This is a genomic window from Mesorhizobium sp. M7D.F.Ca.US.004.01.2.1, from assembly GCF_003997785.1.
Lineage (GTDB): Bacteria > Pseudomonadota > Alphaproteobacteria > Rhizobiales > Rhizobiaceae > Mesorhizobium > Mesorhizobium loti.
The window spans coordinates 1-11,025 of sequence record NZ_RZRQ01000038.1; the positions used below are offsets into that span (position 1 = coordinate 1).

The 11,025-nt window shown below is 65.0% G+C and carries 10 protein-coding genes; 6 read left to right on the plus strand and 4 right to left on the minus strand.

The window, feature by feature from the left end:
- From EN993_RS08680 to EN993_RS08695, 4 genes are all read right to left on the minus strand, one after another.
- Nucleotides 1–215 (minus strand): efflux RND transporter permease subunit (locus EN993_RS08680; RefSeq protein ID WP_164757582.1); only part of this gene is annotated, 215 nt, incomplete at its 3' end.
- A gap of 4 nt (nt 216–219) precedes the next feature.
- Entirely contained in the window at nt 220–1,431 is a 1,212-nt protein-coding gene (locus EN993_RS08685; RefSeq protein ID WP_245468706.1) for an efflux RND transporter periplasmic adaptor subunit, read from the minus strand.
- 340 nt (nt 1,432–1,771) lie between these two features.
- Nucleotides 1,772–2,062 carry a hypothetical protein gene (locus tag EN993_RS08690; protein ID WP_127262952.1) on the minus strand — a complete coding sequence of 97 codons (291 nt, stop codon included), beginning with the start codon at nt 2,060–2,062 and terminating at the stop codon, nt 1,772–1,774.
- A 132-nt stretch (nt 2,063–2,194) separates the two neighbouring features.
- On the minus strand, nt 2,195–2,866 hold the full coding sequence (locus EN993_RS08695; RefSeq protein ID WP_127262934.1) for a hypothetical protein: 672 nt from the start codon (nt 2,864–2,866) through the stop codon (nt 2,195–2,197).
- 211 nt (nt 2,867–3,077) lie between these two features.
- Between EN993_RS08695 and EN993_RS08700 the strand changes: the two genes are divergently transcribed.
- From EN993_RS08700 to EN993_RS08725, 6 genes are all read left to right on the plus strand, one after another.
- Nucleotides 3,078–3,806, plus strand: coding sequence for a response regulator (locus EN993_RS08700; protein ID WP_127262935.1), 729 nt, complete (start codon nt 3,078–3,080; stop codon nt 3,804–3,806).
- Nucleotides 3,803–5,044 (plus strand): ATP-binding protein, encoded by a 1,242-nt coding sequence (locus EN993_RS08705; RefSeq protein ID WP_127262936.1) that lies wholly within the window; start codon nt 3,803–3,805, stop codon nt 5,042–5,044. The genes EN993_RS08700 and EN993_RS08705 overlap by 4 nt, the downstream gene beginning before the upstream one ends.
- Before the next feature lie 617 nt (nt 5,045–5,661).
- Complete coding sequence (locus EN993_RS08710) at nt 5,662–6,831, plus strand: acyltransferase (protein ID WP_127262937.1); 1,170 nt, start codon at nt 5,662–5,664, stop codon at nt 6,829–6,831.
- Nucleotides 6,828–7,934: a glycosyltransferase family A protein gene (locus tag EN993_RS08715; RefSeq protein ID WP_127262938.1), complete on the plus strand. Its 1,107-nt coding sequence runs from the start codon at nt 6,828–6,830 to the stop codon at nt 7,932–7,934. The genes EN993_RS08710 and EN993_RS08715 overlap by 4 nt, the downstream gene beginning before the upstream one ends.
- Before the next feature lie 3 nt (nt 7,935–7,937).
- Nucleotides 7,938–8,972, plus strand: coding sequence for a glycosyltransferase (locus tag EN993_RS08720; protein ID WP_127262939.1), 1,035 nt, complete (start codon nt 7,938–7,940; stop codon nt 8,970–8,972).
- Nucleotides 8,973–8,981: 9 nt separating this feature from the next.
- Complete coding sequence (locus tag EN993_RS08725) at nt 8,982–10,766, plus strand: ABC transporter ATP-binding protein (protein ID WP_127262940.1); 1,785 nt, start codon at nt 8,982–8,984, stop codon at nt 10,764–10,766.
- The last annotated feature ends 259 nt before the right edge of the window (nt 10,767–11,025 follow it).

The following is an 11,025-nucleotide window of genomic DNA, read 5'->3' on the forward strand; positions in this document are numbered from 1 at the left end:
ATGCCGGTCATGCCTTGCTCGATGACCTTGGTCACCGAATTCTCCACCGTCTGCGCATCGGCGCCCGGATAGGTGGCGCTGATATTGACCGTGGTCGGCGCGATCTGCGGATATTGCGAGATCGGCAGCGAGGTGAGCGCCAGGAGGCCGCCCAGCATGATCACGATGGCGATCACCCAGGCGAAGATCGGCCGGTTTATGAAGAATACGGACATCGCCTTAGTTCCCGGTCGCGGCGGCAGGCGCCGGTTTGGCCGCATTGGACGCGGCTGGTGCGGCCGAAGTGCCCTGCCCGCGGTCCTTGACCTCGCCGGTCGTCTCGTCGATCGTCACTTCGACGCCCGTCGCATCACCGCCGGGGCGCACCAGTTGCATGCCTTCGACGATAACACGGTCGTCGTCGCCGACACCGGAATCCACCAGCCAGTTGTTGCCGACGCTGTTGCGCACCGCGAGCACGCGCGTCTCGACCTTGCCCTGCGCATTGATGACCATGGCGGTGGCCTCACCCTTGGTGTTGCGGCTGACGGCGCGCTGCGGCACCAGGAAGCTGTTCTGGGCGACGCCCTCCTCGACCAGCGCCCGCACATACATGCCGGGCAAAAGCAGGCGGTCGGGGTTGGGGAATTCGGCCCTGAGCGCGAAGGTGCCGGTGGTCTGGTCGACATTGGCGCCGGCGAATTCCATCTTGCCGGTCTGCGTGTATATGGTGCCGTTCTCGAGCTTCAGCTTGACGCTGACATTGGGGCCGCTGAACTTCAGCCGCCCTTCCGAGATGGCCTGGCGCAGATTGAGCAGATTGGTGCTCGACTGCGTGACATCGACATTGATCGGATCGAGCGCGCGGATGGTGGTCAGCACCGTGTCCTGGTTGGCGGTCACCAGCGCGCCGGGCGTCAGCGTGGACTTGTCGATGCGGCCGGCGATCGGCGCGGTGATCGAGGTGCGGTCGAGGCTGATGCGTGCCGTCTCGGCGCTGGCCTTGGCCGAGGCGACATCGGCTTGCGCCTGTGCGAGCGTAGCGGCGGCATCGTCATAATCCTGTTTGGAAACAACGTTCTGCTTCAACAGGCCGGCATAGCGGTCGAACTTGGCCTGCGCCGTGGGCACCGCCGCTTCCGCCTTCTGTTGGGCCGCGACCGCGCTGTCATAGGCCGCCTTGTAGCTTGCCGGATCGATGAGGTAGAGCGGCTGTCCCGCCGCCACCTCGCTGCCCTCCTTGAACAGGCGCTGCTGGATGATGCCGTTCACCTGCGGGCGCACCTCGGCAACCAGCGAGGCCGCCGTGCGCCCTGACAGTTCGGCTGTGATCGCGACCGATTGCCGATGCAGGGTGACGACGCCGACTTCCGGCTTACCTGCCGCGCCCATGCCGGCGGGAGCGCCGTTCTCCTGTGAACAGGCGGCCAGCAAAAGGGTGGCAGCGAACATCGCGGCCCAGGGCGCCAGACGGAGTGCCGGCTGCGGAGACGGGCTAGACTGGATAGACATGGACTGAATGATCTTTCGCTGGAGTTGCGTGCGCGGGCAATCGACCGCTTGGTCGAAGCATGCCGACCGATATCTTGATGGTAGGCCGCGCCGGTCCGCGGGCGGCGACGAGCAATGGTTCGAAGCGGCTCATGTCGCGCTCCTTCTCGGCGGCCGGAGCTGCTCGAAGGTCGAGTAGCTGGCCGCGATGCCCACCAACATCATTATGCCGATCAACGAGGACATGCCAAGCGTCTTGCCCGAGTCCTGCGCGATCCAGAGTCCTGCGCGGTCCCGAGCCTTACGCGATCTTGCGGTCATGATGTCCTTGGTTGTTGAGCGGCTCCGCAAACGGAAGCGACAGGCGCCAGGCGGCGAAGCTCAGGCGGATCGCGCCCTTCAGCGTGTCGGCCGGCAGAGCCAGCGGCAAGCCGCGACCGGACAGCGGTAGGCCGCGTCCGGACAGCGGAAGACCGCGTCTGGACAGCGGAAGACCGCGTCTGGACAGCGGAAGACCGCGTCTGGCATGGCCGAGCGACAATCTCGGGCTGGCGGACGCGAGCAGCCGCAGCAGCATCATGGCTTCCCACATTGTCGTGCTTTCCATTGGTGATTTGAATTGGGCATGATTTGAACTGGGATGGCGGCCCGCCATCCCAGAAGAAACCGGCCGGCCCGAGAACGGGTTGGGTACCGGGCCGGCCGGCGCAGCCGGTCAGAGTTATCAGCCGTTCCCGGGCTGGGGCGGCGGCGGGCTGCCATCGTTGGGCAGGCCTCTGGGGCCGGCTGCATCATCCGGCGGACCGCCCCAGGGACCGGGGGGTGGTCCGTGGGGACGTTCCGCCGAAGCAAGGATTTCGAGCTGTTCGGGCGTCAGCTTGGCACGCAGTGCCGCGATCGCGTCTTTCAGTTTGCCGGCCGAAACCGCGCGGGCCGTGACGTCGTCGGCCAGCTTTTCCTGGAAGGCGAAGGGATCGGACTTGCCGCCCGGGCCTGCTGCATCAGGGTCTTTCGCTTCAGGACCGCCAGGACCGCCCGTACCACCAGGGCCGCGATCGGGCCGTGGCGGTGTCAGCACGGCCTGCAGCGCGCTGGTGTAGTCGCGCCAGGCATCGAGCTGTTCGCTGCGGATGCCGACACGGGTCTCGAGCGCGGCCAGCCGGGCGGCGAGCATGAATTCCGGCGGCGGCCCCATACGGCGGGGACCAAAGCCTTCAGGCCCAAAAGCTTGCGGGCCAAAACCCTGAGGACCATGCCGCATCGATCCATGCGGACCGGGTCCATCCTGCATTGCCATGACCGGGGGCTCGCCGGGGCCCGGATCGGGCTGTGCCGCCAGCACGGGGTGGATTGCGGCGACGGAAAACAGGCCGAGCGCAAGAAGTCTGCTTCGCATGACGGTGTTCCTTTCTCTCATGCATCGGACAACCATGAGGATAGGAAGCCTGTTTGTCCGCTTCGCGTCGGCGTGTTGCCGAAGGTTTCCGCAAAAGGGCAATTTGTTTCCGAATGTTTCCCTCAGGCCACCGGAAACATTCAGTTGCAATTTTCCATGCCGCATGGGCGCGGCTCTCCCTATAATCGCGGCCAAGGCAAGGGCACGATTGATGCAGTCACAACCCCATATCCTCGTCGTCGACGACGACCGCGAGATCAGGACGCTTCTCCAGCGCTATCTCGACAGCCAGGGCTTTCGCGTCACGGCGGCGGCGGACCGGCGCGAATGCGAGCAGCGGCTGGGCGTGGGTCAGTTCGACCTGATCGTGCTCGACGTCATGCTGCCGGACGGATCCGGCCTCGATATCTGCCGGGGCTTGCGTGACCGCAAGCCGCACATCCCGGTCATCCTGCTGACGGCGCTGAAGGAAGATGTCGACCGCATCATCGGCCTGGAGCTCGGTGCCGACGACTATCTCGGCAAGCCGTTCAACCCGCGCGAGCTCATTGCCCGCATCCGCGCCGTGCTCAGGCGCTCGACGCCCGAGGAGGCGCCGGCACCGCCGCGCGCCCGTATCTATCGCTTCGCCAGCTACAGGCTGGAACCGGACACCCGCAAGGTGACGGACGCGCAGGGCGTCGCCGTCGACCTCACCGGCGCTGAATTCGACCTTTTGCAGGTGTTTCTCGACCGCCCCGGCAGGCTTCTGTCGCGCGACCAGCTTCTCGACCTGACGCAAGGCCGCGAGCGCGACCCGCTCGAACGCTCGGTCGATGTGCTGGTGAGCCGGCTGCGCCGCAAATTCACCGATACCGGCGACGGGCCGCTGTTCAAGACGGTGCGCAATGGCGGCTACCAGCTCACCGCGCGCGTCGACACGGTGGAGAGCTACGCGTGAACTCGCTGCGCCGCCGCCTCATCCTGCTGCTGGTCGCCTCGATCGTCGGCGTCGTCGGCCTGGCGACGGCCGCCGTCATCAGCGTGCGCGGCGGTGGGCCGCCGCCGGAACTGACCGTGCCCTGGGTCGCCCAGCAGATGGAGCTGGTGATGCGGCTGCTGCCCAGCCCGATCCCGGACGTCCTGCAAGTGCAGCTCACCGACCACCCGGCCGGGGGCAAGGTGGCTCGTCCGGAAACCGCGATGCTCAACGACGTCTTGCGCCGCCGGGGTTTCGACGTCCTGGCTGTCGTCAGCGACAAGCCGGATGAACCCGGCCAGCTTGCATCGGTGCGCCTGCCCGACAATCGCTGGGCGATCGTGGAGGTTCCCCACATCGATCCGCCACGGCGCGAATGGCTGATTCTGGCCGGCTGGATCTCGCTGATCGTCGCCGGCGCCACGGCGGTGTCGGTCTATTTCACCTCGGTGCTGATCCGGCCGCTGGAGATGCTGGAGACCGCCGTCTCCAAGATCGGATCGGATGGCGTGCTGGCGGCGGTGCCGGAAGTGGGTTCGGCCGAGGTCAAGGCCACCGCGCATGCGCTGAACCAGCTCTCGTCGCGGCTGAGAACCGCCATGGAAAGCCGCATGCGGCTGGTCGCCGCCGCCGGCCATGATCTGCGCACGCCGATGACGCGCATGCGGCTGCGCGCCGAGTTCCTCGACGACGAGCGCGACAAATGGCTTCACGACCTCGACGAGCTCGACCGCATCGCCGACAGCGCCATCCGCCTGGTGCGCGAAGAGGTCAACCAGGACGCCGTCGAACCGGTCGACCTGGAAAAGACGGTGCGCGACATCGAAGGCGAGATGGTGTCGCTCGGCCATCCCGTCTCCATCGGGCACCTGGACAAGGTTTGCGTGCGGGCCGGCGCGCTCGGCTTGCGCCGGGCGCTCCGCAATCTGATCGTCAACGCCGCCACCCATGGCAAGGCATGCCGCATCGACCTTGCCGTGGCCAACAATCGCGCCGTGCTGACCATTTCGGACCACGGGCCCGGCATTCCGCCGGAGCTCTTGAACAAGGCGTTCGAGCCCTTCTTCCGCGTCGACCCCGGCCGCCTGCAATCCATCCCGGGCGCTGGTCTCGGCCTCGCCATCGCCAAGGAAATCATCGAGCGCTACGGCGGCACCGTGACGCTGGAAAACCGGCGGGGTGGCGGGCTTGAACAGATGGTGGTGTTTGAGGCGGTGTGACGGGTTGGCGGCCCACAGCAGAGGCCCGCTCAGCCGAGTGACGGGCGTTGCGTGCGGCAACCGACGAAAAAACGGCGACCATGCTGCACCGCGCAAAGCCAATGGTTCCAACTCATTTCTCCGCGGAACCAGGACCGAATCCATATAGCCAAAATATAGATTCCGAAATTTCTCGTGATTTAACAAAGAACTAGGCTCTCAAGCCAAGAGCTCTCCTCAATCAACCGAGGCGGGAATGTCGGCACAGCTTAAATCATAGGATTTAAATTCTGCGGAAACTCGCCAAAAATGGCGAGAACCGGCCGGTTTTATCAACTTTTAGCGTTTGCTCACATAAGTATTTCAGCCGGGTAGATTTTTTGTGTTGCGCTGCACAATGCCGTAGCCGAACGATCTCCTGGGGGACTCGTTTGCGACTGGACATACACCGTGGAGGATTCCGCCAGGTTGACCAACTTGAGCTGTCCGTCCGTCGATTTCGAGCCCGGCCCGATCGGACTCGCAAAGCGGGGGTTTGACGGTGCCGGCGCCCTGGCGAGTCTCGTCTGCCTTGGCCTGCCGTTCGAAACGGCCGGCTGGCGGCTTCGTCGCGGACATCACGCCGGCGGAAGCCGCTGATGGGAAACGCCCGCGATATCCAACTGGATGCACTGAGGGCCATCGCCGTGACGATGGTGATGTACTCCCATTTCTTCGCGGCGGGGGGATCTTCCTTCTGGGGCCATATCGGCGTGCGGCTGTTCTTCGTGCTGAGCGGCTTCCTGATCACGCGCCTGCTCCTGGAAGCGCGTTCGGCCGCCGAATTTGAAACCGGCCCTGCGCTGCGATCCTTCTACATCAGGCGGGCGCTGCGGATATTCCCGCCCTATTTTGCCGTGCTGGGTTTCGTCTGGCTGGTCGACCTGGAGCAGTCCAGGGGATCGCTGCTCTGGCATGCGCTTTATCTGTCGAACTTCTGGTATGCGCTGCGCAATGACTGGAACCCTTGGGTGCTGTGCCATTTCTGGAGCCTGAGCATCGAGGAGCAGTTCTATCTTGCCTGGCCGCTGGTCGTCCTTTTGGCCCCACGCCGCCGCTTCGAGCAGATCTGCATAGGCGTCATCGCGCTGTCGCTGGCCTATCGCTTCTATTGGCCGGTCACCGCCACCCCGGCGCTGGCGCGCGACCTGCTGCCGCCGGCATCCATGGATGCGCTGGCGACGGGCGCGCTGCTTGCCTGCTGGCGGTCCAGGGGTGCGGCCCTGCCGCACTGGATGCAGCTCGGCTGGCCTGCCTTCGCGGCCGCATTCCTTGTCATCGAGTGGTTTGTCCCCGCGCCTGCCGATCCGATGCTGGAATGGGCCCATTGGCTGGTGCGGCAAGTCCTGCCCCTGGTGCCGCTGATGGTCATCGTCGCCGCCTGTTCGCGCGGCCTTGGCGGCACAATCGGCAAGCTTCTTGACCTGCCGCCGCTGCTTGGTCTCGGCCGCATCAGCTACGGCGTTTATCTCTATCATCCGATATTGCTGTCGCTCGCCGTCAAATCGCAGCCCTGGATTCCGCTCAATGTCTCGGAGCAAGGGCCGGGGCGGTTCCTGGTTGCGGGCGCCGCCACGATTGTCGCGGCCTCGATTTCCTGGGTGGTTTTCGAAAGGCCGCTCAACGGCCTCAAGCGCCACTTCCCCTATGTCGCGCGCGCCCACGCCGCGCAGGCCGGCCGTGGCGGCTGGCTCCCAAGGGCGGCTGGCGGATCGCCCGATGGCCGCACGCCATCGCTCGACCTCCAGCGAACGGATGCAAGACGATGACCGCCGCGCCACTCGTCTCCGTCCTGTTGCCGGTCTACAATGCCGGGCCCTATCTCGCCGCCGCACTGGGAAGCATCCTGCGGCAGGATTACGGCCGCCTGGAGATCATCGCGATCGATGACGGGTCGACCGACAATTCGCTCGAGATCCTCGAGCGCTACCGCGAGGCCGACAGCCGCATCTCGATCATCTCGCGCGAAAACCGTGGCCTCGTCGCGACGCTCAACGAAGGGCTGGCGGTCGCCCGGGGCGAGTTGGTCGCGCGGATGGACGCCGACGACGTCGCCTATCCCTGGCGCTTGTCGCGCCAGGTGGCGCTGTTTGAGCGGCGGCCCGAACTCGGCTTCTGCGGCGCCGGCGTCGACATGTTGATCCGCGGCCGCATCGCCAGAGGCAAGCCCGATCCGGTGTTCCAGTTCGGCCGCATCCCCATACTGGCGATGTTCTTCACGATCTTCATGCACCCGACGGTCGTCTACAACAGGAAGGTCGTCAACGACGGCGTTCTCCACTACGACCAGACCTACAGGCACGCCGAGGATTTCGATCTTTTCAGGCGGCTGGCCGGCCGTTACCCGGCAGCCATGATGCCCGAAAACCTGGTCGTCTACCGCGTCCATCAGGCAAGCGTGACCAGCCGGCACGTCAAGGAGATGCGCAGGACGCATTTGCGGATCGTGGCCGAGAACCTCGAGCGCGAGGGCCTGGCGCAAGCCACGCGGGACCTGCGCGACATTGGCGACGCGGTCAGCCACGACACGGTTACCCGTGCGGCCAACTTCATCGTCGCGCTGGAGGAGGAGATTTGCTCGCTGCCGGCCGCGATACGGCCGAGCTTCGAGGCCGGCGCGCTGAACCTGTTCTATTTCCTCTACCAGCTCGTCGCCGACGAAAAGCAGCCCCCGCTGACGCATGAATTGCTGACGCGGACCGCGAAGTGGAACGTCATCCGGCGCCGCGAGCAATATGCGCTGCGGCCCGGCGCCTGGGCGCCCTGGCTCAGCCTTGCCTCGCTGTCGGCCAGCAGGCAAGCGGACGCCATGGCATATTTCTTCAAATCCGCGCCCGCCGCGGCGGTTCTGGCACCTTATCAGGCGAGTTGAGGGATGACCGTCAAAGCCCACCAACCTCTGCAGCGCGATCGTTCGACGGCGCTTGGCCCTGCCCCGGCCGGTCCCCGCCCGGAACGATCGGCGCCGGAAGTCAGCTTCATCATCTGCACGCGCAACCGCGTCGCCGTGCTCGATGCCTGCATCAAGTCGGTGCAGGCCGCGTGCCGCGCACATGCCGGCTTCGCGGCCGAACTCGTGGTCGTCGACAACGGTTCGAGCGACCGCACGGCCGAGCGCCTGGCCAGCATCGCCGCTATGTCGGACATTCCATTCACGCCCGTTTGCGAGCCGCGCCCCGGATTGGCGGCTGCCCGCAACGCCGGGCTGAGGCGCGCGCGCGGCCGTGTGCTGGTCTTCGTCGATGATGATTGCGCGGTCCATTGCGACTATTTGCGCGATCTGGAGCGGCACTATGCGTCCGGGGAAAAATGGCTCATCCGGGGAGGCCGTGTCGAGCTTGGCGATCCCAGGGATTTGCCGTTCACCATCAAGCGGTCGTGGGTGCGCGAGCGGCTGACACCGGATGTCCACCCCGGCGGTTTTGTGCTGGGCTGCAACATGACGATGCACCGCGATGTCGCGGCCAGCATCGGCTATTTCGACGAACGCTTCGGCGCCGGGGGACCATTGCGGTCTGCCGAGGATACCGATTACCTCGTGCGGGCGATGCTGCTCGGTATCCCGGTCGAGTATGTGCCTGATATGACGATATTCCATCATCACGGCCGGCGGGATCGCAAGGCCATCGAAAAGCTCCACCGCGACTACAGCCTGGGCAATGGCGGGCTCTGCCTGAAACATGTTCGCCATGCGCCCTGGCTGCTTCGCCATTTCTACTGGGCCGCACGAGGGGCTTTGCGGGAATTGACAGGTGGGCCTGCGTTCGACCGTGAACTCAACCTGTCGCACTGGCCGATCGTCGCCATGAATTTGCTCGGTGCGGCCAGATTCGCGGTTCTCCTGCTGGCGAGACGGCCGCAGGCTGAGCCAGTGCGGCAAGATCAACAAGCCAATGCCCAGGTGAGGTGAAACGCTATAATGCCATTGCTACCACCAAGCCTGCCGATGCTGTTCCGGGCGTTCGGAAAGCGGCAATTGCGCCTGCTTCCGGCCGTGGTGGTTCTCGGTCTGGTCAGCGCCGTCCTCGAAGGGTTCGGCATCGGCCTGATCATCCCGCTGCTGGGCATCATCATGGGACACGGAGATGCGGCGGGAATGGCCGGCTTCTCCGCTGTCCTCCAGCACGTCGGATCGGGCTTGAGCGAAAGCGACCGGCTTGTCGTCATTTCGCTCGCCATCCTCGGCTCGATCGTCCTGAAGAACGTCTTCGCCTTCGCCAACACGCTGCTGACGACCTTCATCTCCGGCAAGGCAAGTCATTCGATCCGCAGCGCCTTGTCGGAGCAGCTCTTGCGCGTCGGCTACCCGTTCTTCCTGCGGCAGAGTCCGGGACGCCTGCTCAACATCATCTCCAACGAATCCTGGCGGGCATCCGATGCGATCCAGATCATGCTGTCGGCCATCGTCAGCGCATCGGCCGCCATCATCCTCTTGGCTTTCCTGCTGCTGCTTTCGTGGCGCATGACGCTGCTGGTCACGCTCGGACTGGCGCTCGTCCAGATCGCGCACGCCATCCTCTCGGCCAATCTGAAGGAGCCCAGCCGTAGCGTCGCTTCGCGCAACGGCCACCTCGCCTCGCAGATGCTCCACCTTGTGCATGCCGGACGGCTGATCCGCATCTTCGGACAGGAGAACCGGGAGAAGGCGATATTCGACACAGCCTCCGATGCGGTTCGCCGCGCCTCTTTCGTCCTGCTCGTTCGTCAGGGAGCGCTGCCGCCGCTGACGGAGGTTCTCCACGCCATGCTGTTCCTGGCGGTGGTGATCGGCGCCTGGATGGCGCAGGTGAGTTTCCCGCTGATCATCGCGTTCGTCATACTGCTCTACAGGCTGCAGCCGCATATGCGCGCCCTGCAGGGGTCGTGGAGCCAGCTGCAAGGGCTGAGCGGATCGCTCGAAGAGGTGACATGGCTGCTGGATCCCACCGGCAAGCCGCAACCGCCGCGAGGCGATGGGCCGTTCCACGGTCTGCGCCAGGGCATCAAGTTCGATGATGTGACGTTCACCTATTCCGGCACGGACCGGCGTGAAGTGGTGCTGCATGCTGCGACGTTCGAAATCGGCAGTGGCCGCTCGACGGCGCTGATCGGCCGCTCGGGCGCCGGCAAGACGACCATCGTCAATCTCCTGTGCCGCTTCGTCGAACCGGACACCGGCAGGATTCTCGTCGACGGATCACCGCTCGACTGGATCGATGCCAGCCAGTGGCGACGGCACATCGCACTGGCCAGCCAGGAGCTGGAACTGGTCGATGGCACCATTTTTGAAAACATAACCTACGGCCAGGACGCGGCCACCGCCGGCGACGCCGAGGGCGCCGCAAGACTGGCCGAAGCGCATGAATTCATCGAACGGCTGCCTCAGGGTTACGAGACGCTGGTTGGCTACAGGGGTGTCAATCTCTCGGCTGGACAGAGGCAGCGGATCGCATTGGCCAGGGCCCTGGTGCGCGATCCCGATCTCCTCATCCTGGACGAAGCCACCAATGCGGTGGACGGGCTGTCGGAAGCGGCCATCGTCGAGACCCTGAAGTCGAGAGCCGGCCGCCGCACGACCATCGTCATCAGCCACCATCACAGCACCATCTCGTTCTGCGACGACGTGGTGATCCTCAGCGGCGGCCGCGTGAAAAAGCAGGCGCCTTTCGGCGCCCTGGCATCACTCTCCATGGACGAGCTTTACCAGCACGAGCCGATCGACTGATGCATGTCGCCCAAAAGTGCGCAGCGGTTTTGGGTCAACGACATGCATAAAACGGGAGCCACGCGATCGCTTCCCGTATGCGTTCGTGGCTTGCTTGTTGGCGGGCCGCCGCATGGTTCGAATCAGAGGCCAGGGAATTGCCGCTGGCACCTTCCGTGATCGCACCAATGCCATGCAGCGCCTAGGCTCGCTACCTTGCCTCTCGCGGCGGACCTGTCGATCCGCCTTGGCCGGTGCCCATTGACTTACTCTCCGGATG